Source organism: Arthrobacter oryzae (genome assembly GCF_003634095.1).
Classification (GTDB): domain Bacteria; phylum Actinomycetota; class Actinomycetes; order Actinomycetales; family Micrococcaceae; genus Arthrobacter; species Arthrobacter oryzae.
This window is the reverse complement of record NZ_RBIR01000006.1, coordinates 91,475-114,003: the sequence shown is the minus strand read 5'-3', so window position 1 is coordinate 114,003 and position 22,529 is coordinate 91,475. Positions and strand designations below refer to the sequence as shown.

Annotated in this window: 25 protein-coding genes and 1 tRNA gene; 13 read left to right on the top strand and 13 right to left on the bottom strand. The window is 66.8% G+C overall.

Annotated features, from left to right (window positions below):
• Nucleotide 1: 1 nt before the first annotated feature.
• The 3 genes from C8D78_RS14135 to C8D78_RS14125 form a co-directional block, all read right to left on the bottom strand.
• A complete protein-coding gene (locus C8D78_RS14135) occupies nucleotides 2-1,900 on the bottom strand; it encodes an acetolactate synthase large subunit (RefSeq protein WP_120954510.1) in 1,899 nt (632 codons plus the stop codon).
• Nucleotides 1,901-2,365: 465 nt separating this feature from the next.
• On the bottom strand, nucleotides 2,366-4,087 hold the full coding sequence (ilvD, locus tag C8D78_RS14130; RefSeq protein WP_120954509.1) for a dihydroxy-acid dehydratase: 1,722 nt from the start codon (nucleotides 4,085-4,087) through the stop codon (nucleotides 2,366-2,368).
• 99 nt (nucleotides 4,088-4,186) lie between these two features.
• On the bottom strand, nucleotides 4,187-5,155 hold the full coding sequence (locus C8D78_RS14125; protein ID WP_120954508.1) for a LysR family transcriptional regulator: 969 nt from the start codon (nucleotides 5,153-5,155) through the stop codon (nucleotides 4,187-4,189).
• 185 nt (nucleotides 5,156-5,340) lie between these two features.
• On the opposite strand from C8D78_RS14125, the gene C8D78_RS14120 reads away from it, so the two are divergent.
• The 3 genes from C8D78_RS14120 to C8D78_RS14110 all read left to right on the top strand — a co-directional run bounded on the left by C8D78_RS14120 (nucleotide 5,341) and on the right by C8D78_RS14110 (nucleotide 7,869).
• Nucleotides 5,341-6,474 carry a sunset domain-containing protein gene (locus tag C8D78_RS14120; RefSeq protein ID WP_120954507.1) on the top strand — a complete coding sequence of 378 codons (1,134 nt, stop codon included), beginning with the start codon at nucleotides 5,341-5,343 and terminating at the stop codon, nucleotides 6,472-6,474.
• A 163-nt stretch (nucleotides 6,475-6,637) separates the two neighbouring features.
• Nucleotides 6,638-7,678, top strand: a complete 1,041-nt coding sequence (locus C8D78_RS14115; RefSeq protein WP_120954591.1) for a PQQ-dependent sugar dehydrogenase — start codon at nucleotides 6,638-6,640, stop codon at nucleotides 7,676-7,678.
• Nucleotides 7,679-7,793: 115 nt separating this feature from the next.
• Nucleotides 7,794-7,869 (top strand) — tRNA-Lys (locus C8D78_RS14110).
• A gap of 182 nt (nucleotides 7,870-8,051) precedes the next feature.
• Here the strand turns inward: C8D78_RS14110 and C8D78_RS14105 are convergent.
• On the bottom strand, nucleotides 8,052-9,296 hold the full coding sequence (locus C8D78_RS14105) for a phosphotransferase (protein WP_167467919.1): 1,245 nt from the start codon (nucleotides 9,294-9,296) through the stop codon (nucleotides 8,052-8,054).
• Between the two features lie 226 nt (nucleotides 9,297-9,522).
• Here C8D78_RS14105 and C8D78_RS14100 point away from each other — a divergent pair, with 226 nt between their 5' ends.
• Nucleotides 9,523-9,858: a MarR family winged helix-turn-helix transcriptional regulator gene (locus C8D78_RS14100; RefSeq protein ID WP_147429607.1), complete on the top strand. Its 336-nt coding sequence runs from the start codon at nucleotides 9,523-9,525 to the stop codon at nucleotides 9,856-9,858.
• A gap of 56 nt (nucleotides 9,859-9,914) precedes the next feature.
• Complete coding sequence (locus C8D78_RS14095) at nucleotides 9,915-10,223, top strand: hypothetical protein (RefSeq protein ID WP_120954504.1); 309 nt, start codon at nucleotides 9,915-9,917, stop codon at nucleotides 10,221-10,223.
• 353 nt (nucleotides 10,224-10,576) lie between these two features.
• Here the strand turns inward: C8D78_RS14095 and C8D78_RS14090 are convergent, their stop codons facing one another.
• The 5 genes from C8D78_RS14090 to C8D78_RS14075 form a co-directional block, all read right to left on the bottom strand.
• The gene (locus tag C8D78_RS14090) at nucleotides 10,577-10,954 is read right to left on the bottom strand and encodes a hypothetical protein (RefSeq protein WP_120954503.1); all 378 of its coding nucleotides are present in this window, start codon (nucleotides 10,952-10,954) and stop codon (nucleotides 10,577-10,579) included.
• 393 nt (nucleotides 10,955-11,347) lie between these two features.
• Nucleotides 11,348-11,620 (bottom strand): hypothetical protein, encoded by a 273-nt coding sequence (locus tag C8D78_RS14085; RefSeq protein ID WP_147429605.1) that lies wholly within the window; start codon nucleotides 11,618-11,620, stop codon nucleotides 11,348-11,350.
• A gap of 82 nt (nucleotides 11,621-11,702) precedes the next feature.
• Entirely contained in the window at nucleotides 11,703-12,032 is a 330-nt protein-coding gene (locus tag C8D78_RS14080) for a hypothetical protein (RefSeq protein ID WP_147429603.1), read from the bottom strand.
• A gap of 216 nt (nucleotides 12,033-12,248) precedes the next feature.
• Nucleotides 12,249-12,476 carry a PxKF domain-containing protein gene (locus C8D78_RS20140; protein WP_208641961.1) on the bottom strand — a complete coding sequence of 76 codons (228 nt, stop codon included), beginning with the start codon at nucleotides 12,474-12,476 and terminating at the stop codon, nucleotides 12,249-12,251.
• Between the two features lie 116 nt (nucleotides 12,477-12,592).
• Nucleotides 12,593-13,159 (bottom strand): DUF805 domain-containing protein, encoded by a 567-nt coding sequence (locus tag C8D78_RS14075; RefSeq protein WP_120954500.1) that lies wholly within the window; start codon nucleotides 13,157-13,159, stop codon nucleotides 12,593-12,595.
• Nucleotides 13,160-13,848: 689 nt separating this feature from the next.
• On the opposite strand from C8D78_RS14075, the gene C8D78_RS19730 reads away from it, so the two are divergent.
• From C8D78_RS19730 to C8D78_RS14065, 3 genes are all read left to right on the top strand, one after another.
• Nucleotides 13,849-13,995, top strand: a complete 147-nt coding sequence (locus C8D78_RS19730; protein ID WP_167467918.1) for a hypothetical protein — start codon at nucleotides 13,849-13,851, stop codon at nucleotides 13,993-13,995.
• On the top strand, nucleotides 13,973-14,413 hold the full coding sequence (locus C8D78_RS14070) for a hypothetical protein (RefSeq protein ID WP_147429601.1): 441 nt from the start codon (nucleotides 13,973-13,975) through the stop codon (nucleotides 14,411-14,413). The genes C8D78_RS19730 and C8D78_RS14070 overlap by 23 nt, the downstream gene beginning before the upstream one ends.
• 174 nt (nucleotides 14,414-14,587) lie before the next feature.
• Nucleotides 14,588-15,304, top strand: coding sequence for a hypothetical protein (locus C8D78_RS14065; protein WP_244208411.1), 717 nt, complete (start codon nucleotides 14,588-14,590; stop codon nucleotides 15,302-15,304).
• A 447-nt stretch (nucleotides 15,305-15,751) separates the two neighbouring features.
• Here C8D78_RS14065 and C8D78_RS14060 read toward each other — a convergent pair whose 3' ends face one another.
• From C8D78_RS14060 to C8D78_RS14045, 4 genes are all read right to left on the bottom strand, one after another.
• The gene (locus C8D78_RS14060) at nucleotides 15,752-16,447 is read right to left on the bottom strand and encodes a zinc metalloprotease (protein WP_120954498.1); all 696 of its coding nucleotides are present in this window, start codon (nucleotides 16,445-16,447) and stop codon (nucleotides 15,752-15,754) included.
• A gap of 140 nt (nucleotides 16,448-16,587) precedes the next feature.
• Nucleotides 16,588-16,911 carry a hypothetical protein gene (locus C8D78_RS14055; protein WP_147429600.1) on the bottom strand — a complete coding sequence of 108 codons (324 nt, stop codon included), beginning with the start codon at nucleotides 16,909-16,911 and terminating at the stop codon, nucleotides 16,588-16,590.
• 140 nt (nucleotides 16,912-17,051) lie between these two features.
• Entirely contained in the window at nucleotides 17,052-17,261 is a 210-nt protein-coding gene (locus tag C8D78_RS19840; RefSeq protein ID WP_208641960.1) for an NAD-dependent epimerase/dehydratase family protein, read from the bottom strand.
• Complete coding sequence (locus C8D78_RS14045) at nucleotides 17,258-18,139, bottom strand: helix-turn-helix transcriptional regulator (RefSeq protein ID WP_120954496.1); 882 nt, start codon at nucleotides 18,137-18,139, stop codon at nucleotides 17,258-17,260. The genes C8D78_RS19840 and C8D78_RS14045 overlap by 4 nt, the downstream gene beginning before the upstream one ends.
• A gap of 93 nt (nucleotides 18,140-18,232) precedes the next feature.
• Here C8D78_RS14045 and C8D78_RS14040 point away from each other — a divergent pair, with 93 nt between their 5' ends.
• The 5 genes from C8D78_RS14040 to C8D78_RS14020 all read left to right on the top strand — a co-directional run bounded on the left by C8D78_RS14040 (nucleotide 18,233) and on the right by C8D78_RS14020 (nucleotide 22,499).
• Nucleotides 18,233-19,699: an MFS transporter gene (locus C8D78_RS14040; protein WP_244208410.1), complete on the top strand. Its 1,467-nt coding sequence runs from the start codon at nucleotides 18,233-18,235 to the stop codon at nucleotides 19,697-19,699.
• Nucleotides 19,700-19,777: 78 nt separating this feature from the next.
• Complete coding sequence (locus C8D78_RS14035; protein ID WP_120954589.1) at nucleotides 19,778-20,659, top strand: aldo/keto reductase; 882 nt, start codon at nucleotides 19,778-19,780, stop codon at nucleotides 20,657-20,659.
• A gap of 36 nt (nucleotides 20,660-20,695) precedes the next feature.
• A complete protein-coding gene (locus tag C8D78_RS14030) occupies nucleotides 20,696-21,712 on the top strand; it encodes an aldo/keto reductase (RefSeq protein WP_120954494.1) in 1,017 nt (338 codons plus the stop codon).
• Between the two features lie 44 nt (nucleotides 21,713-21,756).
• Nucleotides 21,757-22,089, top strand: coding sequence for a carboxymuconolactone decarboxylase family protein (locus C8D78_RS14025; protein WP_120954493.1), 333 nt, complete (start codon nucleotides 21,757-21,759; stop codon nucleotides 22,087-22,089).
• Between the two features lie 8 nt (nucleotides 22,090-22,097).
• On the top strand, nucleotides 22,098-22,499 hold the full coding sequence (locus C8D78_RS14020; protein ID WP_120954492.1) for a (R)-mandelonitrile lyase: 402 nt from the start codon (nucleotides 22,098-22,100) through the stop codon (nucleotides 22,497-22,499).
• Nucleotides 22,500-22,529 lie beyond the last annotated feature (30 nt).

The window sequence follows — 22,529 nt, the reverse complement described above, 5'->3', positions numbered from 1 at the left end:
TTCAGTCCTCCTCTTCCCAGTCCGGGGTCATGTTGCGGGCAACCTGGATCTGGTCGTTGCTGACCCCGCTGGGGACCATCGGCCACACCATCGAGTTGGGGCTTACGACGAAATCGATGACCACGGGGCGGTCGTTGATTTCCAGGGCCTTCTGGATGGTGGCGTCGATGTCCTCGTCGCGTTCACACCGGAAGGCGGCGCAACCGTAGGCGTCCGCCAGCTTGACGAAGTCCGGGATGCGGACGGTGTCGTGGCCGGTGTTGAGATCGGTGTTGGAGTAGCGGCCCTCATAGAACAAGGTCTGCCACTGCCGGACCATGCCCAGCGAGGAGTTGTTGATGATGGCGACCTTGATGGGGATCTTGTTGATCGCGCAGGTGGCCAGTTCCTGGTTGGTCATCTGGAAACAGCCGTCGCCGTCGATCGCCCAGACCACCCGGTCCGGGTCGCCCACCTTGGCGCCCATGGCGGCCGGCACGGCGTAGCCCATGGTGCCGGCTCCGCCGGAGTTGAGCCAGGCGTGCGGGCGCTCGTACTTGATGAACTGGGAGGCCCACATCTGGTGCTGTCCGACGCCGGCGACGTAGACGCCCTCGGGTCCGGTCAGGGCACCGATGCGCTCGATCACGCGCTGCGGGGCGCTAAGCCCGTCCTCGGGTTCGGTCCAGCCAAGCGGGTAGGTCTCCTTGAGGTTGTTCAAGAAAGCCCACCAGTTAGTCAGGTCCGGGGTGCCGAAGGCCTCGAACTGCACGCGGAGCGCCTCGCTCAGCTCCGGGATGATTTCCTTGACCGAACCGACGATCGGGACGTCCGCCGTGCGGTTCTTGGAGATTTCCGCCGGATCGATGTCGGCGTGGATGACCTTGGCGTTCGGGGCAAAGGACTTCAGGATGCCGGTCACGCGGTCATCGAACCGGGCGCCGAGCGTGATCAGCAGATCGGACTGCTGCAGGGCGGTCACGGCGGAAACGGTGCCGTGCATGCCCGGCATGCCCACGTGCTGCGGGTGCGAGTCCGGGAACACGCCCCGGGCCATCAGCGTGGTCACCACGGGGGCGCCGGTCAGCTCGGCCAGTTCGCGCAGCTCGGCCGAGGCGTGGGCCTTGACCACTCCGCCGCCGACGTAGAGCACGGGCTTGCTGGCCGCGGAAATGAGCCGGGCCGCCTCGCGGACCTGCTTGCTGTGGCCGCGCAGCACCGGCCGGTAGCCCGGCAGGTCGATCTTCGGCGGCCAGGAGAACGTCATCTGGCCCTGCTGGGCGTCCTTGGCGACGTCCACGAGGACCGGTCCCGGGCGTCCGGTGGACGCCAGGTGGAAGGCCTCGGCCATCACGTGCGGAATGTCGTTGGGGTCCGTGACCAGGAAGGAATGCTTCGTGATCGGCATGGTGATCCCCACGATGTCCGCTTCCTGGAACGCGTCCGTGCCGATCACTCCGCTGGAGACCTGGCCGGTGATGGCCACTATCGGCACGGAGTCCATGTGGGCATCCATGATGGCGGTAACGAGGTTGGTGGCACCGGGGCCCGAGGTGGCAATGCAGACGCCAACCCGTCCGGTGACCATGGCGTAGCCTTGCGCGGCGTGGCCGGCTCCCTGTTCGTGACGGACCAGAACGTGGTTCATTTTGGAGGCCATCAAGGGGTCATAGGTGGGCAGGATCGCGCCACCGGGCAAACCGAATATGTCCTGCACGCCGAGTTCTTCGAGCGAGCGGACGATTGCTTGCGAACCGGTCATGACCGTCGGGGGTACGACGTTGTTCGGTCCGAGGACAGGAGAGACGGCAGCAGTGTCGACGCCGGCGTCAGCCGGACGTTCGACGCGTTCCGGAGCCTTGTGGGCTCCAGTGGACTTTGTGGCCATCAGCGAGGGGCTGATCGGCGATCCTTTGCTCATCGGACTCTTCCTTTGTGGATCTTCGGTGATCGTGGAACTTCTAGGTTTTGCTGGCAATGCGGGAAATAAAAAAACCCCTCAGCCGGAGGGCTCTTCGAGGGGTTGCGCGTGACGGATCGTTACCGTGGAGGCTAATGAGCCACGCGCTTGGTAAGTACGACCGATACACCTGCAGTGTTTGCATCTGCAGCGGCACCGGCGGTAACGATCTCGTTCATGCGTTCAGTTTTCCCTCTGAGCGAGACCAGTGTCAACGAGCCCGGCCCCTGTCTCACTATTTGGACGGCGTTGTCCACGTGTTGGTCCCCTGGGTCACCCCTGGTTCCCCTGCCCGACGCCGAACGGCGAGCCGCCCGCTTTGGCGGAAGGCGGGAAACTCCTGCCCCGAACGCCCGGCGCGGACGCCGTGCGTTCGGGGCCCCTCGGAGCTTCCCTTATTAAACCTGGTCACCCAGGCCCGGAGGATCAGCCGCAGTATGCGCCGGTGGAGGCGCTGTGGACCAGCTTGGCGTACTTGGCCAGAACGCCCTTGGTGAACTTGGCCGGGAGCGGTTCCCAGCCCACCTTGCGGGCCTCGAGCTCGGCCTCGTCGACCAGGAGGTCGAAGGTGCGGGCCGCGATGTCCACGCGGATCCGGTCTCCGTCCTTGACGAACGCGATGGGGCCGCCGTCGACGGCTTCCGGCGCGACGTGGCCGATGCACAGGCCCGTCGTTCCGCCGGAGAACCGTCCGTCGGTCAGCAGCAGGACGTCCTTGCCCAAGCCGGCGCCCTTGATGGCGCCGGTGATGGCAAGCATCTCGCGCATGCCGGGTCCGCCCTTGGGTCCCTCGTAGCGGATCACCACGACGTCGCCCTTGTTGATCTGGCCCTTGTCCAGAGCGTCCAGGGCGCCCTGTTCCCGCTCGAACACGCGGGCGGTTCCCTCGAAGACGTCGGCGTCAAAGCCGGCGCTCTTGACGACGGCGCCCTCGGGGGCCATGGAACCGTGCAGGATGGTGATGCCGCCGGTCTTGTGGATCGGGTTGTCCAGCGCGCGCAGGATCTTGCCGTCCAGGTCCGGGGGGTTGATCGCGGCGAGGTTTTCCGCAACGGTCTTGCCGGTGACGGTGAGGCAGTCACCGTGCAGCAGGCCGGCGTCGAGCAGGGCCTTCATGATCACCGGCACGCCGCCGATCTTGTCGACGTCGGTCATCACGTAGCGGCCGAACGGCTTGAGGTCGCCCAGGTGCGGGATCTTGTCGCCGATCCGGTTGAAGTCCTCCAGGGAGAGCTCGACCTCGGCCTCGCGGGCGATCGCGAGCAGGTGCAGCACGGCGTTGGTGGAACCGCCGAACGCCATGGTGACGGCGATCGCGTTCTCGAAGGCCTTGCGGGTCATGATGTCCCGGGCGGTGATGCCCAGGCGCAGGAGGTTGACCACCGCTTCGCCGGACTTGTGCGCGAAGGCGTCGCGGCGGCGGTCCGCCGAGGGCGGGGCGGCCGAGCCGGGCAGCGACATGCCCAGCGCCTCGCCGATGCAGGCCATGGTGTTCGCGGTGTACATACCGCCGCAGGCGCCCTCGCCCGGGCAGATGGCCTTTTCGATCCGGGTCAGGTCCTCCATGCTCATCTTGCCGGCGGCACAGGCGCCCACGGCCTCGAAGGCGTCGATGAGGGTGACTTCCTTTTCGGAGCCGTCCTCGAGCTTGACCCAGCCGGGCATGATGGAACCCGCGTAGAGGAAGACGGCGGCCAGGTCCAGGCGGGCCGCGGCCATCAGCATCCCGGGCAGGGACTTGTCGCAGCCGGCCAACAGCACCGAGCCGTCAATCCGCTCGGCCTGCATCACGGTCTCGACCGAGTCGGCAATCACCTCGCGGGACACCAGGGAGAAGTGCATGCCTTCATGGCCCATGGAGATGCCGTCCGAGACCGAGATGGTGCCGAACTGCATCGGGAACCCGCCGCCGGCGTGGACGCCTTCCTTGGCGCCCTGGGCGAGCCTGTTCAGCGAGAGGTTGCAGGGGGTGATCTCGTTCCACGAACTCGCTACACCGATTTGCGGCTTCGCGAAGTCGTCGTCGCCCATGCCGACCGCCCGGAACATGCCGCGCGCGGGGGCGGCGTGGATTCCATCGGTGACGACCCGGCTGCGGGGCTTGATGTCCGGCTTGGTCTCTGTTGCTTTTTGGGTGTCCTGACTCATGGCTCAAAGTCTAGGGCTCCTCCCCAGACGCCAACGACCCCGCAAGGGACCGTTAAGCGGAAAACCGGGAATATTTCGATCAAATAGTGGACTCTCGTCTCACATGATGAAATCTGCGGTGGATTTACTTCCCGACTGGTGAGCCGCGTCATGAAATTCGGGGGCCTCGGCCACCCCTTGGGCCTCGGCCTTGAGCATCGCCAGGACCTGCTGGATGGTGGTCCGGGCCGCGACGTCGGGCCGGGCCAGCGCCACGATGCTGCGGCTCGCCTTCACGCCCTCCAGCGGGCGCAGGACGAAGCCGCGCCCCTGGTTGCCCACTGCCGTATACCGGGGCAGCAGGCTCAGCCCGTGTCCGGCGCTGACCAGCGCTTCGAGCACACGCAAATCGGGGAACTGCTGGGCCCGGACAGCCTGCGCGTCGGCCCGTACCTCGATCTGGCGTAGCACCGTGTCGAAGGGAAACCCCTCGGGAACACCCATCCACGGGAATCCAACGACGTCTTCGGCGCACAGCGTGGGCCTGCCGGCCAGCGCGTGCCCCACGGGCAGCGCGACATCCAGCGGCTCATCCAGCAGCGGCACCACGGTCAGCCCCTGGCCGCCGAACACCTCCGGACCGTCCACGCTGTGCGCGAGGACGATGTCGTAGTCCGCGGTCAGCCCGGCGAACCCGGCCACACCGGGATCCTCGAAGTGCGCCTCGAAGCGCAGCCCGTCGATGGCTTTGACCCGGTGGAGCAGGCCCGGCAGGAACATCTCCGCGGCGCTGGGAAAGAACGCCGCCACCACGCGCGTCTGCCAGCCGCGCCGGTAAGTGTCGATCGTCGCTTCCGCCCGCGCCATGGCCGTCGATACCTCGGCGGCGGCGCCGGCCATGGCCAGCCCGGCCTCGGTAAGCCGCACTCCCCTGCCGGACTTCTCCACCAGGACCACGCCCAGTTCCTCCTGCAGGGTCTTGAGCTGCTGCGACACCGCCGACGGCGTCACCTTCAGGGCCTCCGCGGTGGCGCCTACCGTGCCGCGGTCGGCGAGTTCGCGCAGAATCCGCAGTCGCTTGAAATCCATGAGGCGAGGCTACACGGCGGTGCCCGTTGTATTTCGGCGTCCGGCCTGTTCGCGGTGCCCTCCGCGCGCCCCGGAGCGGTCCCGTATGGAGCCCCGGGAAGCTGGACAGCCGCCTTGGCCCGGACGTACCGTCAAGAATCGGCAACCCTGCCTCATGGACTGAATACGGACTGAAAGGCTCTGCTATGGACTGGATTGTCTGGCTCATCGTCATCATCGTGGTCGTCGCCGTGGTCTGGGCGCTCCTCAACCGCAACAAGAGCCGCGCCGGCGCGGGCTCGACGTCTGCCGGAACCACCAGCACCAGCAGCCCCTCCGGCACTTCGGCCGGCGCACCTGCCTCAGCCGAGACACCTTCGGCTCAAGCAGCACCTCTGGCTGAAGCAGGACCATCGGCCGGCCCGGCGCCGGCAGCCGGTGCCGCAGCCGCCGCGGCGATGTCAGCGCCCGGTGCAACCCAGGCGCCGGAGCCTGCCGCAGCAGCGGGGGAACCAGCGGCGGCACCCCAGTCCGCACCGGAGCCGACAGTCGAGCCGGCCGCGCCGGCAGCCGCGGCGCCGGAAACCGCGCCCGCTACGGCACCAGCCGCACCTGCCGGCGAGGGCGCCCCGGAGACCGCCGAGTGGGAAACCCAATGGTCGGAAACCGCAACACCCGCGGACACGCATGCGGCCCCGCCGCACCACGAACCGGCCCACGGCGCGCACGTTGCGGGGCCGGCAGAAACCGAGGCAGTGGGCGCACCGTCCGCCGCGGCAGCATTTCCCGTGCACCACCCCGAGTACACCGAGCCCCACTCGCCGACTCTGCCCGGAGCCGAATCGGCGGCCGCGGAAGCGGAGGAAGACGCCGGTCTCGGGACCAGCGGGACCCGCGTCGGGGAGGCTGCCGGCGTCGGCACGGCGGCGCCCGGGGCAATGCCGGCAGCGGCGGCAGCAGATGCCGGCGTCGTCGAATCACCGGCGGCAGTCGCATCGCCGGAGGCGCACGCAACCCCCGCGGCGCAGCCCGCGTCCCTAGCCGAAGCAGAAGCCATGCAGACGGCCGCGTCCTCCGCCGCGGCCGAAGCGTCCGCTAGCCACACGGCCGAGCCGGCCGGGCACCTGGCCGCAGACCAGCCCTATGGCGAGGGGTCTGCGGCTCCTGCCGCCGATGGCAGCGGGCCGGCGGGTTTCACCGTCAAGGGCAACGCTTCGTCCATGACGTATCACGACGAGACCAGCCCGGCTTACGAGGAGACCCGGGCAGAGGTGTGGTTTGTCTCGGTGGCGCACGCCGAGGCCGCCGGATTCCGGCCGCCTCGCCGGACACGCCAGTAACAGCCGGCCCCGGCCGGCGGCGCGCCCCTTGTTACTCCCCCGACGCCCTGCCAAGCGCCCCCAGACCAGGCGCTTCAAGAGCTGGCGCGTCAAGACCTGGCGCTTCAAGACCTGGCGCTGGCACTCCGCGGCCGAGGCCCGGGCTGCCGTCCTCGCCGTTGCCCTGGTGTTCTTGTCCGCCTGCACGGGCAGCGGCACCTCCCCTCCCACCGGTCAGCAAGGAAGCGGGGCCGCGCAGGGCGCACCGGGTCAGCCCACAGTTGCCGGCCGGATCGACGGGTTGCAGGTCCCGTGGTCCACGGTCTACCTGCCCGACGGCACCGCCGTCATTTCCGAACGCGACACCGCGCAACTGAAGACCGTCAGCGGCGGGCGGCTGGGCACGCTGGGCAAGGTACCCGGCGTCGTGCCTGGCGGCGAAGGCGGCCTCCTTGGCCTTGCCCTCTCCCCCGACTTCGCGAGGGACCGCTACCTCTACGCCTACTTCACCGCGGCGGCGGACAACAGAATCGCCCGGATGCGGCTCGCACAGCATGGCGACCGGCTCGAGCTCGGTTCCCCGGAACCCGTTTTCACCGGCATCCCCAAGGCGGGCACGCACAACGGCGGACGGATCCGGTTCGGGCCTGACGGCTTCCTCTATGTGGGCACGGGCGACTCGCAGCGCCGCGAGCAGCCGCAGGACAAGATGGCACTCGGCGGCAAGATCCTTCGGCTCACGGCCGACGGGCGGCCGGCGCCGGGAAACCCCTTCGGCGGCAACCCGGTCTACAGCCTCGGCCACCGGAACGTCCAGGGCCTTGCGTGGGACAGCGCCGGACGGTTGTGGGCCAGCGAATTCGGCCCCGACGTCAACGACGAGCTCAACCTGATTGTGCCCGGGGGCAATTACGGCTGGCCGGACGTGACAGGTGCACCGCATCGCCCGGGCTTCCTTGACGCCAAGGTGGTCTGGCCGTCGACGGCGGAATCGTCGCCCAGCGGACTGGAGATTGTCGGCAACACCGCCTACCTGGGGGCCCTGCGCGGTCAAAGGTTGTGGGTTGTTCCCCTCCACGGCGAAACCGCCGGAACGCCTGTGAGCTATTTCACAGGAATGTACGGTCGGATTCGCAACGTCTCACTGGCCCCCGACGGCCGCCTTTGGCTCCTCAGCAACGGACAAAACCCTGATTTCGCGCTGATTTTGGACCTTCCCCGGTGAGCCGGAGCATCCCGGTTCGCTCGATTTCACACGATGCCCAAACTCGTGTAGAGTTTCATGTCGTTGCGGAGAACAACGGGGAAACAAAAAGCCCCGGGGAACGAAGACAACAGATGCACCTCTAGCTCAACTGGCAGAGCAATTGACTCTTAATCAATGGGTTCCGGGTTCGAGTCCCGGGGGGTGCACCAACAGAGAAACCCCGTCTTTACTGGCCTAGCGGCTAGCAGAGGCGGGGTTTTGTTTTGCTGCGCTTCATGGGGCCCTAGTTTCATTGCGGCGAATCGATTCGAGAGGCACGCTCTGTAGCGGAGGGAGACCAGTGTCTGCGGTTACGGGGCGTGCCCTGACAGCGGTCACCGGGTCGGACCGCTCACTTGAAATGCCGTTCGGGTGCGCGGGGGTGTGCGCGCGGATGCCAGTCGGTTGAGGCGAGCAGGTCGAGAACGAAGCGGGCCATCTCCACGCGTCCTGCTACGAGGGCGCGCAGTTCCTCCGAGTCAGGTTCCGCCAGGCGCTGGGTGGGAATCGCCTGCAGCCCGGCGAAGATGGCCATGGACGCCGCGTGGCCCCGACGCACGGTTGACTCCGCGATGTCCGGGCGCCCATCGGCCAAGCCCTCGCAGTAGGCCTGGAGGCACAGGGGTTCGAGCCGGTAGAGTTCCGTGCCGACCATGGCGCCCTGGTAGACCCAGCCGGCCAGCAGCTGGCCTAGGTCGAAGCCTGCGCAGGCCCCTCCGTAGAGTCCCCAGTCAATGACCGCGAAGTTGGTTGATCCCCCCGGGACGTCTCCATTGCTTTCGATCAGGAGGTTCTGCGGGCTGGCATCGCCGTGCGCCGGGAATGCCGGCAGGGCGATGACCTCTTCCATCAGTTGAGCGGCCCGGTCCGTGAGTGATCGCAGTCCGGCAATCAGGTGCCGATCCGCCGCCTCTGCCACCGCCGGAACCTTCCACATGTCCTCACCGCGGATGCCCGGCATGAACACTGTGGCTCCGACGCTGTTCAGATAGAACCGCATCCTGTCAGCGTCCCTGGCGGAGGAAATGCAGGGGCCGCTATTCCGCACTTCACTGCTGCCAGCCAGCCTGCCGAGAAGCATCGCGGCGTGCCGGAAGCGATCGTCAGTCCACTCCGCTCCGGGGCATTCGGCGATGTCCTCCATCCAGATGGCGGCGCGTTGCCCGTCAAGCTCCTCGATGTTGTAGATCTGGGGAAGCCGGCCGCCGGTGGGCATGGCCAGGGCAAGGTCGGAGGCATAAACGTCAACTTCGGTGCGCCAGGGATAGTAGCGGACCAAGCCGTCCCTGAAGCTGGGCGGAACCTTCTCGATGCCGCGCCATAGCAGAGGGGACTGGACCAGCTTCACGACCATGCTGAACCGGGCCGCCGCGATCGCGCGCTCCGGCCCTCTGGAGCCTGCCCGGGCAGTACCTTCGACCCTCCAGAGACCGCCGGTCGTCATGTTGGCCATGGGGAATGTGATCTCCGTGGCGCGGGCCGAAAGAATTTGCACAGCCGGCTCGTTGAGGTTGGCGGCGGCCATAGCGGCCAACTTGCCGGCATCCACCGAGTCGCGGCCGAGGAGGTTCATGTTCTCGAGCATGGCAGCCAGCATGGCGCGCCCTTTCGAAGGATGGAAGTACGGCCGGGTCAACACCATCGGTGAACCAGCTTTACTAAGCCAATGGTAAAGTTACTTTATGATTGACGTCAATGGTGCTGCTGCGCAAGAGGACCCCGCGCCTCATATCGCTGACCTTCTGGCCGGCGCATTCGGAAGTTTGAGGTCGGCGATTCAGGCCAGGTCGATTCCCGGTCTTAGACCCTCGCACTATCGCGTCATGGAATTGATTCCGCCTGAAGGTCTGCGCCTCAACGAGTTGGCCGAGCGTGCCGCCATCACGAAGGCCGGAATCGGACAGTTCATGAACTACCTCCAACACGAGGGCTACGTCAGCCTCGCCGCCGATCCCTCGGACAAACGGGCCAAGGTTGTGACGCTGACGGCCGCCGGGAGCGCCGCTGTCGATCTCTCACGGCAAATCATCGCGGACACCGAAGAGCGCTGGTCCGCGGCCCTGGGCGCAGAACGCTACCGCGAGCTGCGACGCACCCTGTTCGACATAGCGTCACTTTCGAAGGAAGCCAGGAAATCACCCAACACTTTGGCCAGCTAAGCGCTGGAGCGGCAATCTCTCGCCGCCCCCGCCGCGATTGCTCCTAGACTTACGCCATGGACACGACCATCCCAGAGTACGCCCGCATGCGTACCGCCATTACCGAGCGACTGAACGCCCACGACCTGCTCGGCGTGCTGCCGCACGGGGCGCCCGAGGACGAGTACGACTCCGAGATGGAAGACTTCGCAGCCCTCATTGCCGCCGGCACTCCCATCACCCCCGAGGTCGTCGCCACGACCTGGCACAAATGGTTCGGCGACAGCCAGGGGAACACCGGCGGGGAGCCGGAAGAGCCCACCGCCAAGATGGCGGCCCTGGCCTCTGACCTGCAGGCCATCCAGAGCGGCTTCGTGCAGTACTAGTCTTCAGCTTCGTGCAGTACTAGTCTTCAGGGGGCACGCCCGGCATAGACTTCCGGTGACCGCTCCCCCATCTCGGCCCGAAGGACATCTCATGGTTGCTCTCGACGGACCGTCTGGGAGAAAGACGAAGCTAGGATTCCCATCGGGGACCTGAGGAAGTCCATATCGGGGACGCGCGGTGATGCTCACCACCGATCGGCCGGGCCTCATGCAGGAATGGAACTCGGCGGAGACCTCCTCGTCCTCTCGTCCCTGTGGATCGACCCGGTTTCCAGAAAGCCGCCGGCGACTACCTCGTCCTCGACGAGAAGGCCGCTGCCTTCAACGCCTGACCTTCGACGCCGGAACGCCTCTTACGTCTCGACGTCAACCAGCGGGACACCTGGGGACAGCACTTCGGCCAGCATCGCGCCCAACGCCACAGGAACCAGGACGAGCCCCGCCAGATGGGCAAGGAGCGCGTCAGGCATCTCCATGGACAGGCCTCCCACGACCGCCGCGGGCAGGGTCGTCAGCACCGACACCCAGACGGGCCTACCTCTCAGCCTCGCCCATACGGCGGACACCGCGAACGCCACGGACCCGAGGAAGACCAGCCCTTGGCCTACCGCTTCCGGGGGTGAGCGGACGATGAGGCTGAAAGTCATGGCCAGCCCGCACGACGTCAGCACGGCGGCCTGCAGGACAAGCAGCGCCCAGGTCCCGTCCGCCCAGCGAATATGACTCCTCATGGGATGACGGTACCTGCTGGCGAGCTCAATCACCGGGGTCGGGTGCACGGATCTGCGCGAGGCCCGCGGAAAGCCAGCCAGGTGCAGGCTATTGCCTACCCCTCATCGTGCGTCCCTCAGGCCAGTGTGAAACCTGGCTTACTCAGGTCGGAGGCGAGTAGTGCACTCCCTGGTGTGCAGGATGGGCGGGTGCTAGCCTGCGGGGGCCACTGGGCAGCAACATCCGGGCACTCATCCAGAGAACACGTTCTGACCATGTCTTCAACCATTGAACCGCCGTGCCCGAACCGGCCCTTACCGACTCTCAACCTGACCTGGCTTCGGGGATCCGGCATCCGGCAGCCTTCCACGGATCAGACACCGCAAGGCCGCAAGGCCGCTCTGGCACAGGAGTTACCTGAGGGTGAGCCCCAGGGCCGTAGCTGCCGGGAGCAGGAACAGGAGTGCACGGGAGACCCTGCCGTATCCGTTATCGTACCGGCCGTGCATGACAGCGAGGGCGATCAGGTAGACGACGTTCAGGATCAGGGTCACTCCGAACAGCAAAATCAGCCCGTACACAAGCAGTAGTCCGGCCCAGAACAGCGCCTCACCGTCTTGCCCGGAATTCATCGGGAGAATGACCCGGATGAAGAGGACGGCCGACAGCGACACGACGTCAGCCATGAGGACCGCGATGCGAAGACCGCGTATACCAACGGACTGCCGGCCCGCTCCGGGCGGTGCCACGCCCACGTACTCGCTGATCTCAGATCCCGCCGTCCAGAGTGCAGGAGCGTGTGGACGTTGTCGCGCTCGGATCCTTGCAGGTCGGGAGCAAGACTGACACGCTTCCCTCGGGGTAGGTCTTCGCCCACCGGTCGGTCATGTTTATGGAGCCGACCGCCGTGCCTACCCAGCCGTTTCGGACGGCGTTGTCGCCGATCATTTTGTAGATGTCAGGGAGGCTGGCGGCGCTGGTGAAGGTGACGACCACGCTGGCACCGAAGGAGCCGCCTGAACCGAAGACGGGGGTTTCGTAGTGGGCCGGGGTGTCCTTCTTGTTCGTTTTGACCAGCCCTGCCGGCAGATTAGCCATGACGGGATCCGCGGCGAGCATGTGCAGCTTCCGGTCCCCCCGGATCGCTGTCGCTGTGCGGGGTGCTGTTGCTGTTGCGGCCGGTCTCTGTACCCGCCGGAGAATAACTGTTCCCGGCCATGTCGGCGCACCCGGTCAGGAAACAACACGTCAGAAGGCCGGCGCACCCAGCCAGGAGCGCGGTACGGCTGCACCTGTCAACCCAATCCGTGATGCTCATGGCCGGAATTGGAACAGGGCCCGGTGGAAACTGCCATCCACGAGTTTCACAATCAGCTCCTTGCATCCGGTCGCGTCCTGGTCAGTCTTCCAAATGTATGTGAAATTGTCCGTACCTGGCCCTGTGCCGGAAGCAGCGGAACAGCTGGGGTTCCGGTGGTTTTTGAAAGGTCCGGGGCAGTGCACGAGACCGGGACCTGCTGGGGTATCCGGCTGCCACAACATCCCTGGAAGGTAGCGGCAGCACTGCCGATGGAGAACTTGACCGGTACGGCCTGGCCGGGTGCTGCAGCATTCAAGGCCGGAGCGTCCTGCCCCGGCGGCCCCTCTGACTTACGCGTTTACCAGGTCGGCTTGTCGAACCGCTGGCCCTCCGGCTTGGAACCCTGCGCCAGAAAGACAAGCAGCAGGATCGGTCCGACGAACGGAATCAGCCCCAGCAGATACGTCCAGCCGCTCATGTTCGCGTCGTGGAGCCGCCGGACGGACAGCGCCATGTTTGGGACGATGATGGCCAGGGAAATGATGACGGACAGAATGAGCCCGATCCAATAGACGGGGCCCGGGATGCTGGTGCCGTCGGGGCGCAGGCTCGCGCCGACGGTGCGTCCGACCATCGTGACGACGTTCAGGACCAGCGAGAAGATGCCGTTGACGAGTGCCCACCACCAGAATTCGCTCCGACTGGCCCGGCCCGAGAACGTTGCGTACTTCCTGAAAAACCTCGAGACGGCCTCCGGCAGGGTGGCGCCGTAGAGGGGTGCCCAGAGCGGCAGCGGCCCGGCCGCCGTGCCCGGGTACGTCGGAGCGGCGTACGGGTTGGACTCCCACCTCTGGTTCTGCCGGGGCTGTTCACTCGGCCACTGCTGCTGGACGGCGTTCTGCGGGAACTGGTGCGGGTCTGACATGTGGCTCTCTCTTTCAGTGGCTGGCTTAGCGGGTGTCGGTTGCGGCTGGATGGTTGGCCTGCCGGTTCTTGCCCTGCGGTACCGGGACAGGGACGCGCCGGGTCGCAGTGTTGCGCAAGGTGGACGCCGGGGTGACCGGCGGCGAGAGGCACTGCTGCGATGACCATGTGCTGCCGAACAACCGGCGCTCTTGTGTCAACGGTCCCCCAAATGCCGGCACCCCCAGCGGGTCCCCGGGTGTCACCTTACCGGCCATGCACCGCCTTGGGCAGAGCGCGGGCGGGTGTTTTCGCAGGTCAGGGCATGACGAAGGGAACCGGCCCCTGTACAGGCCCCTTCGGGGGTGCTACCTGACCCGGCGGATGGGCCGCCTGAGCCAGCGAGTTACGACGCGCCGACCGCACACATGAGCCGCAAATGACCGACGAACTGAAAGATTTAACCCATGAGCAATGTCCCCGTCATCACCGCCGGAAGGGTGGTGTCTATCCTCGAGAAGGTGGACTATCCTTCAGCGGTTGCCCGGACTTATCCGTCATCGTGGGGTTAGACGGCTACGGTGGGCGCGTTGACTTCACCGTCAACAACGCCGACGAGCCGTCCGACCCTGACGCCGACGCGGCGCTCATGGCGGTCCTGCGGGAGCACCGGGGAGTGATCGCCGAAGGCCTCGCCGACGCGGGGGCGCCTTGTCCCGGCTCGGCGGCGACGACGTCGAGGTCCACGTCTCGGACCTCTCCGATGACACCGTCTGGTCCGCACTTTCGCTGACCGCAAGCCCCACCCCGCCCGATGAGGAGGACGAGTTCGCTGATGATTTTGCTGACGACAGCTAGCCCCGCCACCATGGCCACCGCGGCTTCGACCGGCCGATACCGTGAATGGACCGTTCACCTGGCCCCGACCCACAGGCTCCGCGACCTGGCCAAGGGCCGCAAGTTCACCGCGGACCTTGCCATCATCCGGATCAGCGCCACCGACGAGAACGCGCCCTTCACGGTCCTGCGCGTGGACATCCTGGGCAACGGCAAGAAGAAGCGCTTGTCGCGCCAGTACCGCAACGACGTCGCCAATCCGATCTTCAGCATCCTGGCGGCCCCGGCCTGGGTCCGGGACCTGTTCGTGGACGTCGCTGGCGCCCCGGAGCTGGTCAACGCGTACGCGGGTCCTGCGCTGGGTGCCGTGGGCTATTTCGAGTACACCAGCCCGGATGTCCGATTCCCCGTCCCGGCCGAACAGCGGGTGGCTGCTTGATCCGAAATAGCCCGGAGTGCCCTGACGGAGCCCGGCGCCTCCTGACACAAACCGGCCCGTGAACGTCACGCGGGCCCGTGCATCGCACAATGGGATTCGGGCCGGCAGAGTTGCCGTCCCGTCCGGCGTGCGGCTGGTACCGACCGGCCCGGGATTGATCAATGGGGGAAACTTTTGAGTAACGAATATCGGCTCGTCGATGAAACACCACGCTATGGATCCCGCTCCGAGGCCTACGCGCCCGATCCGGCAACCCCGGCCGTGGTCCGCGTGGAGGAAGCTGCCGAAGGAGCCGCCATGCTTGACCTGGACGAGATGGCAGCCGCCATCGACCGCCGCTTGACCAGCTCCTGGGCCGACAAAGACACCCACCTCGTTACAACGATGCGGGCCGCGCATCCAGAGGAGCTGTCGGCCGCCCGGGCCCTCGTCAAACTGCATCTGGGCAGCCAGCGGCAGTGGCGGCTGAAGGCAGAGGTCGTGCGGAATAATCGCTTGGCAGCGACGATGCGCCGGCGCAGGTCCTCCGGCTCCGCCCGGGAGGTCTTCATCCTGCGGGCTATCCTCATGGCCGGGCTCATCGCATTGCCCTCCTACATCGTGGTCACCGACAGGGAGGACGTGCTTAAACTCGTCCTCGTCGGCATCGCCTGCATCGCGGTCGCCATGACGGGCGGGCACTACATCACCATCCATGCGCGGGTCCCGGTGATGCCGAACATCCGAGGCGCGTGGCTGGCCGAGATCCGCGACGACATCATCGACGCCACCTTGGTCGCCATCCTCCAGAACAACGGGACTGCTCTAGACGCACGGACCGTCACGGCCGGCAGGCGCGGGTGGGTGAGCATCCAGACCGCGGCCCAAGCCATGGACGCCCTGCACAGGTGACCCTCACCGGCACCAGAAACTGAACATCGCTTAGGACACTGACCGCTTGCACGAAGGGCGGGCTGGCAGTTTGTCTCGGCTAGAGCAGGGCCGCGCACCCCTGTGGCCTCCTGCTCGGTTTCGCGCCCCTGCCAGCCAATCACGTGCTCACAGTGATTTCCACACGCGATGCGAAATCCTAGAGATCATGAATGGCCGCCTATAGGCTCGGTGCAAACTTAAATTGGTGAATGCGGCATTGCCGTTTGAAGCAGCGAATCGATCGAGGATGACCTATGACATTCAAGGGCTGGAACCCGTTGGTGCTATTGCCCGTAGCGTTCCTTGTCACCTTCATTGCGTGGGCAGTACTGCACGCTAGACGCCGGAACTCAAGGGGCTAAACACGCGCTGATCCGCCGTGTAACTGGCGATGACGCTGCCTTCGCGGACCGCCCCCTCCCCCGGTCAGATTCCGGGCCGGCACTCCCCCTGGCCGAGAATGGCCAGGCCGGCAAGGTCCCCGGCCTGGTAGCTGTTCAAGCCGGCAGAGTCGGTCGGGTTCATCAGCTGGGTCGGGTCCTTGACGTGGTCAAGGCCCACAAGGTGGCCGAGTTCGTGTTCGATGGTGCCACGGGCCTGGGCCGGGCCTTCATCTTCGATGATGGAGTGCAGGCCGGGCGCGTTCAGTTTTAGCTGGCCGCTGACGTAGGTGAAGTCCGTGTCCCCGATGCTGACGTCCTCGCTGCCGCCGATGCCCAGGATGGTGTATCCCTCGTCGGGGTTGGTGAAGCGGGGCTCCTCGGCGGTGGTCTCCCAGGCGATGAGCACCGGCGCCCACCGGTCCCCGTACCGGTCCGGCTGGTAGGGCTCGCGTTCGTCTGACGGCGCCTCGGTGGTAGGCCCGTCGTCAATGAACACCAGCCCGGTGGCGCGGGAGACATCGGCGATGGCCTGCTGGATGAGCTCCGGTCCGGCGGCGGGTGAGTTGGCGGCGCGTGTGACGTAGTGGATAGGCCGGCACGGGTCGTACCTGACCGGGTGCCCGCTATCGTCCTTGTCCATGAAAGCGTAGGCGGCGGACATGACGGACACCGGCGCGGGCCGGCCGAGCGGGGCCGCGGCCTCTTCGTGGCCCGGGGTCGGGTAGCCGGTGAGGGGCACGGACCCATCAGAATTAGCCGGTGCCTGAGACCCGGCGGGGTCCTGGCCTGTGTGGTAAATCAAGGGTCCGGATCCGCCGGTACCGGGAGCTTTCGCGGGGACTGTAGCTTGCGCGGGGCCGCCGAGGAACGCCGACGGTTTCAGGTAACCATGCAGGTAAAGGCTGAAGGTGAAGAGGAGCGCGCCGACGGTTTCAGGTAACCATGCAGGTAAAGGCTGAAGGTGAAGAGGAGCGCGCCGGCGGTAACGGCCGCGGTGACCTTGAGCGCGCCCCGGAAGGGCCGGGTCGGCGGTGCGACGCGGGCACGGGGGTCCTGGAAGGAGGAGTAGGTATAGACCCGGCTGGCGTCCCAGCCCGGTGGCAGCGGGGCCGGGTTGTGCCAGCCCTCGGGCGGGACCGGGTTTCCGGCCGTCTCGTCATGCTTCCACGGCGGCATACGCTGCGGTTCCCCCGGCTCACTCATCGGTGCCCCTACCCCCATCATCATCGGCTCCGGTGACAGCGTAAGCGAATCCGAGCCGGCGCACCACAGCTAAGGCGTCTTTCCCCCGCCCTGTAGCCGCGTAGCGGCCCGTAACTGCCATGCGGAGTGCAGGCCTGGGTCTAGTCCCCGGCTTTGAGGCTTCCCGCCGTGATTGCGGCGAGGTCGGCACGGAACATTTCGGGCTCACGCTCCGTTGGGAGGTCGACAACATCTTCGGCCGCATCGAGCGCCCGGACCGCATAGCCCTGTCTTAGCGCCTCGGCCACGGCGTAGCGGCCGATGCTGCCGGTGGCGCCGACGATGAGCACCTTGGAGGGACGGTGGCTCATGTGTTCTCCGTGACCGCGGCCGGCGTCGTTTCACGCTGGGTCGCGGCCCAGCTGGCGAGGACTTTCAGCGCGTCCTCGGAGGGCGTCCCTGGGTCGGCCGTGTACACGTTGATGCGCAATCCCGGGTCCGCGGGCAGCTCGAGCGCCTCAAAGCTCAGGTCCAGGTCCCCCACGATCGGGTGGTGGAGCCGTTTGCGGCCGGCACGGTGGTACTTCACGTCGTGCCGGGCCCACCGGGTGCGGAACTCCTCGCTGCGGGTGGAGAGTTCACCGATCAGGTCCGTGAGGTCCTTGTCGTACGGGTTTTTCCCGGCGGTGGAACGCAGGACTGCGACGATGTCATCCGCCGCGCGTTCCCAATCGGCGAAGAACTCCCGCGCTTTCGGGTTCAGGAAGGTGAAGCGGGCGCTGTTCGGCGGGGTGGTTTGCTCTGCCATCAGGTCCAGGTAGAGCGCCCGGCCCAGTTCGTTCGAAGCCAGGACATCCCCACGGTCGTTGCGGACCCAGGCCGGCGCCGTCGTGATCGCATCGATGACGCGCTGCACACTCGGCCGCACCGTCTGCGGGCTGCGCTTGGGCCGCACCCGGGGGGAGGCGGTGGCTGCCCGGGCCAGGTCAAAGAGGTGTGCCGTCTCGGCGTCGTCGAGCTTCAATGCACGCCCCAAGGCTTCCAGCACACTGTCCGAGGCCCCGGAGAGGTTTCCCCGCTCCAGGCGGATGTAGTAGTCGATGCTCATCCCGGCGAGCATGGCGACTTCCTCGCGGCGCAACCCGGCAACGCGCCGGTTGCCACCGTAGACCGGCAGGCCGGCCTCCTCGGGCGTGATCCGTGCACGGCGGGAGGTCAGGAATTTCCGCACGTCGTCGCTGTGTGTCATGGCATCCACGCTACCCGCGGTTGCGGGGACGAGGGAGGGACTGGCATTACCCGGAACGGCCGTGACTCCCGGCCCGTGAGGATTCACGGTTGCATGGAAAGCATGAAACCTGAACCCACACCCGCTCCCCACCCGGCAGCGATCCTGGCGATCATCCTGGCCAGTTACTTCATGATCCTGCTGGACAACTCGGTCATCTTCACCGCCCTGCCGAGCCTGCAGGCAGACCTGCGGCTGAGCACCGGGGAGCTCTCCTGGGTCCAGGACGCCTACACGCTGGTCTTCGGCGGCCTGCTACTCCTCGGCGCCCGGGCAGGAGACCTGCTCGGACGCCGCCGGGTGTTCGTGTTCGGACTGGTGGTGTTCTCGATCGCGTCCCTGCTGATCGGGCTGGCCCCGGCGGGCTGGTGGGCGATCGCCAGCCGCGCCGTCCAAGGCATCGGGGCCGCGATCGTCGCGCCCGCCTCGCTGTCCCTGCTCACGGCGAGCTTCCCGGAGGGCCGCGAGCGCACCCGGGCCGTCGCCTTGTACGGCGCGACCGCGGGGATCGGCGCCAGCCTTGGCCTGGTCATCGGCGGGGCGCTGGCCCACTGGATCTCCTGGCGTGCCGGGTTCTTCGTGAACGTACCCATTGGCGCCGCGATGATCGCCCTCGCGCCGCGGTTCATCCCGGAAACAGGCCGGGCGCGCGGACGCTTCGACGTGTTCGGCGCGCTGAGCGCCACGCTGGGGGTCGGGGCTCTGGTGTTCGGCGTCATCAACACCGTCGACGCCGGCTGGGCCTCCCCCGTGACGCTCACCGCCGTCACCGCCGGCCTTGTGCTCCTGGCCGTGTTCGTCCTGATCGAGCGCAGGGCGGCCCAGCCGATCATGCCGCTGCGGCTGTTCGCGAGCCGCCGCCGCACCGGCGCCTACGTGGCCCGCTTCCTGTACTTGGGTGCGATGATCGCGTTCTTCTTCTTCACCACCCAGTTCCTGCAGGAAGTCCTCGGCTTCGACCCGCTGCAGGCCGGGCTCGGCTTCCTGCCCATGACGGCGGTCAACTTCGCCGTCGCAATGGCCATCCCGCGGCTGGCAGTGCGGCTGCCGGGCTCGGTGCCGCTGCTCACCGGGATCCTACTGACCCTGGCAGGGATGTTCTGGCTCAGCCGGGTCCGCGTCGACTCCGCATACCTGACCGGAGTGGCCCTGCCCATGATCCTCATCGGCGCCGGCCAGGGCCTGGCCTTCGCGCCACTGACCTCGTTCGGCATCATCGGCGCCCCCGTCTCCGACGCCGGCGCCGCATCGGGCCTTGTGAACACCTTCCACCAAGTAGGCACCTGCCTCGGGCTCGGCATCGCGGTCGCGGCCGCGGCCGCAGCGACCGTCCCCGCCACGGGGTCCGCCGTAGCGCACCTCGCCGCGCAGGTCAGTGCCGCGCTCACCACGGGCAGCGTCCTGCTGCTCCTGGCCCTGGCCGTCACCGCCGCCCTCATCCTGCCTGCAGACCTGGCCGCCCGCCGCACCCGGACTCCCCGGATGGCCGTGCCCGTGCCGGAGGCCGAGCCCGTCCGCTGAGCTGCTGGAGAGCGTGATGGAGGTAATGATGTGCCCTCCCACAACCGCGCACCTCTGAATACCGTGAAAGGCATGAACATGAAACTTACTCTCAACAACGGCATCACGATGCCAGCTCTTGGCCTGGGCGTCTTCCAAAGCGCCCCCGAGCAGACCACGGCCGCTGTCGAGGCCGCACTGGCCACCGGCTACCGGCACATCGATACGGCCGCCGCGTACGGCAACGAGCGTGAGGTCGGTGCGGGGATCCGCAGCTCGGGCCTGGATCGATCGGAGGTGTTCATCGAGACCAAGGTCTGGGTCAGTGACTACGGCTACGACCAGACCTTGCACGCGTGGGACAAAGCAACGCGAAAACTCGGCGTGGACTACCTGGACCTGCTCATCCTGCACCAGCCAGCGCCTGACCGGTTCGAGAAAACCATCGCCGCGTACAAGGCACTCGAACGTCTGCTGGCTGACGGGCGCGTGCGGGCGATCGGCGTCAGCAACTTCATGCCGCACCACCTGAAGGAACTGCTCGAATCGACCGACGTCGTCCCGGCCGTGAACCAGATCGAGCTGCACCCCTACTTCACCCAGCCGGACGTACAGGCAGCCGATGCCCGGCACGGGATCCTTACCCAGGCCTGGTCACCGATCGGAGGGATCACCTTCTACCCGGGGTGGGGCCAGGACCGCCGGAACGTCATGGAAGACCCGGCAATCGCCACCATCGCCCAGGCGCACCGCAAGAGCCCGGCCCAGGTCATGCTCCGCTGGCACCTGCAGCAGGGCCGCTCAGCCATCCCGAAATCGACCAACCCGGCACGCATCGCCGAAAACTTCGATGTCTTCGACTTCGAACTCAGTGCGGACGAACTCGGCGCCATCGACGCGCTCGACACCGGAATGCGGAACGGACCGGACCCTGACGAGGCCCGCGAGGAGCGCTTCGCCATGGTCATCCCCGAGGCCTGAGACCGCCGCAGCCAAAGACCGAGAGAAGGAACCACCATGGAATACCGTCCCCTTGGCCGCACCGGCGTGCAGGTCAGCCCTCTGTGCCTCGGCGCGATGATGTTCGGCCCCTGGGGCAACAAGGACACCGCGGACTCCATCCGCATCGTCCACCGCGCCCTCGACGCCGGCATAAACTTCATCGACACCGCCGACGTCTACTCCGGCGGGGCATCCGAGGAAATCGTCGGGCAGGCACTGGAAGGCCGGCGCGACGACGTATTCCTCGCCACGAAGTTCTTCATGCCCATGAGCGAAGACCCCAACCAGCGCGGCGGATCCCGCCGCTGGGTCATCCGCGAGGTCGAAAACTCCCTCCGCCGCCTGAACACCGACTACATCGACCTCTACCAGGTCCACCGGCCCAGCCCGGACAGCGACGTCGAGGAGACCCTCGGCGCCCTCACCGATCTCGTGCGCCAAGGGAAGGTCCGTTACATCGGCTCCTCGTCGTACTCCGGATCCCAGATCGTCGAAGCCCAGTGGGCCTCGCGGGCCCGCAACCTGGAGCGGTTCGTCACCGAGCAGCCGCCCTACTCGATCCTGGTCCGCGGCATCGAGGAAGACATCCTCCCGACGGTGCAACGCCACGGCATGGGCACCCTCACCTACAGCCCGCTCAGCGGCGGCTGGCTCTCAGGGCGCTGGCGCAAAGACGCAGCGTCCGTGCCTGCCTCTTCCGCGCGTCCGGGCGCCCGGTTCGATATGACAAGCCCGGCCAACCAGCGGAAACTCGACATCGTCGAAGACCTTGCCCAGCTCGCCGAGCAAACCGGGCTGACGCTCATCGAGCTGGCCATCGCGTTCGTGATCAACCACCCAGGCGTCACGGCAGCCATCGTCGGGCCGCGCACCATGGAGCAGCTCGAGTCCTACCTGCCCGCCGCCGACGTCACACTGAGCACCGACGTGCTGGACCGCATCGACCAACTCGTCGCGCCCGGAGTCACCGTCAACCCCGACGACAACAGCTACGGCACCCACGAACTGGCGCCAGCGGCGCGCCGACGGTGACAGCAGTGGCGGGCAGACCCCTACAGATCGAAAGAAGGATCACCATGACTGACCAGCCCAAGCAGCTCGGAGGCGGCCGAAAGATGTTCGGCGACTTTGCGCCGAAGCTCGCCGAGCTCACCGACGACATGCTCTTCGAGGACGTCTGGAACCGGCCCGAACTGAGCGCCCGGGACCGCAGTCTCATCACCGTAGCCGTGCTCACCGCCGGCGGGAACACCGACCAGTTGGGTTCCCATCTTGGCCGCGCCGTCGAGAACGGCGTGACCCGGGAGGAGCTCATCGAAGCCATCACCCATGTCACGCTCTATGCCGGCTGGCCAAAGGGAATGTCTGCGATGGGCGTCGCCAAGCAGCTTTTCACCGACAACAAATAAGGAACATCATGAACATCGAACCCTCCGTGCCCACCACGAAAAACCCGGCAGCCCAGTTCGCCGGGGACGTGTGGCTGGATCCGATCGCGCTTCCCCACGAGTCCGACCAGACGATGGTGGTCGCGACCGTCCGCTTCGCGTCCGGAGCACGTACCGCCTGGCACTCCCACGAGCACGGCCAGTACCTGCGCGTCACCCAGGGAGTAGGCCGTTTTGGTACCCGGGACGGGAAGATCATCGATGTTCATCCGGGCCAGACGCTCTACACGCCGCCCGGAGAAGAACACTGGCACGCCGCCGCCCCCGGCTGCTTCATGGAACACATCGCCATGCTCCAAAACGGCGACGACCCCGCCAAGACCACCACCTGGGGCGAGCACATCACAGACGAGGAGTACGACGGCCGCTAAGGCGTGTCATTCAGTGCTGCGAAAACGCCG

Coding starts and splice junctions, on each gene's coding strand:
- C8D78_RS14040 (WP_244208410.1), top strand. CDS start 18,233: ATGGAAAGCATGAAACCTGAACCCACACCCGCTCCCCACCCGGCAGCG.
- C8D78_RS19840 (WP_208641960.1), bottom strand. CDS start 17,261: ATGAGCCACCGTCCCTCCAAGGTGCTCATCGTCGGCGCCACCGGCAGC.
- C8D78_RS14025 (WP_120954493.1), top strand. CDS start 21,757: ATGACTGACCAGCCCAAGCAGCTCGGAGGCGGCCGAAAGATGTTCGGC.
- C8D78_RS14030 (WP_120954494.1), top strand. CDS start 20,696: ATGGAATACCGTCCCCTTGGCCGCACCGGCGTGCAGGTCAGCCCTCTG.
- C8D78_RS14070 (WP_147429601.1), top strand. CDS start 13,973: ATGATTTTGCTGACGACAGCTAGCCCCGCCACCATGGCCACCGCGGCT.
- C8D78_RS14135 (WP_120954510.1), bottom strand. CDS start 1,900: ATGAGCAAAGGATCGCCGATCAGCCCCTCGCTGATGGCCACAAAGTCC.
- C8D78_RS14080 (WP_147429603.1), bottom strand. CDS start 12,032: ATGGCTAATCTGCCGGCAGGGCTGGTCAAAACGAACAAGAAGGACACC.
- C8D78_RS14045 (WP_120954496.1), bottom strand. CDS start 18,139: ATGACACACAGCGACGACGTGCGGAAATTCCTGACCTCCCGCCGTGCA.
- C8D78_RS14075 (WP_120954500.1), bottom strand. CDS start 13,159: ATGTCAGACCCGCACCAGTTCCCGCAGAACGCCGTCCAGCAGCAGTGG.
- C8D78_RS14100 (WP_147429607.1), top strand. CDS start 9,523: ATGGAATTGATTCCGCCTGAAGGTCTGCGCCTCAACGAGTTGGCCGAG.
- C8D78_RS14085 (WP_147429605.1), bottom strand. CDS start 11,620: ATGGCTGACGTCGTGTCGCTGTCGGCCGTCCTCTTCATCCGGGTCATT.
- C8D78_RS14020 (WP_120954492.1), top strand. CDS start 22,098: ATGAACATCGAACCCTCCGTGCCCACCACGAAAAACCCGGCAGCCCAG.
- C8D78_RS14090 (WP_120954503.1), bottom strand. CDS start 10,954: ATGAGGAGTCATATTCGCTGGGCGGACGGGACCTGGGCGCTGCTTGTC.
- ilvD (WP_120954509.1), bottom strand. CDS start 4,087: ATGAGTCAGGACACCCAAAAAGCAACAGAGACCAAGCCGGACATCAAG.
- C8D78_RS20140 (WP_208641961.1), bottom strand. CDS start 12,476: ATGTTGTGGCAGCCGGATACCCCAGCAGGTCCCGGTCTCGTGCACTGC.
- C8D78_RS14055 (WP_147429600.1), bottom strand. CDS start 16,911: ATGAGTGAGCCGGGGGAACCGCAGCGTATGCCGCCGTGGAAGCATGAC.
- C8D78_RS14035 (WP_120954589.1), top strand. CDS start 19,778: ATGAAACTTACTCTCAACAACGGCATCACGATGCCAGCTCTTGGCCTG.
- C8D78_RS14120 (WP_120954507.1), top strand. CDS start 5,341: ATGGACTGGATTGTCTGGCTCATCGTCATCATCGTGGTCGTCGCCGTG.
- C8D78_RS14125 (WP_120954508.1), bottom strand. CDS start 5,155: ATGGATTTCAAGCGACTGCGGATTCTGCGCGAACTCGCCGACCGCGGC.
- C8D78_RS14095 (WP_120954504.1), top strand. CDS start 9,915: ATGGACACGACCATCCCAGAGTACGCCCGCATGCGTACCGCCATTACC.
- C8D78_RS14105 (WP_167467919.1), bottom strand. CDS start 9,296: ATGCTGGCTGCCATGCTCGAGAACATGAACCTCCTCGGCCGCGACTCG.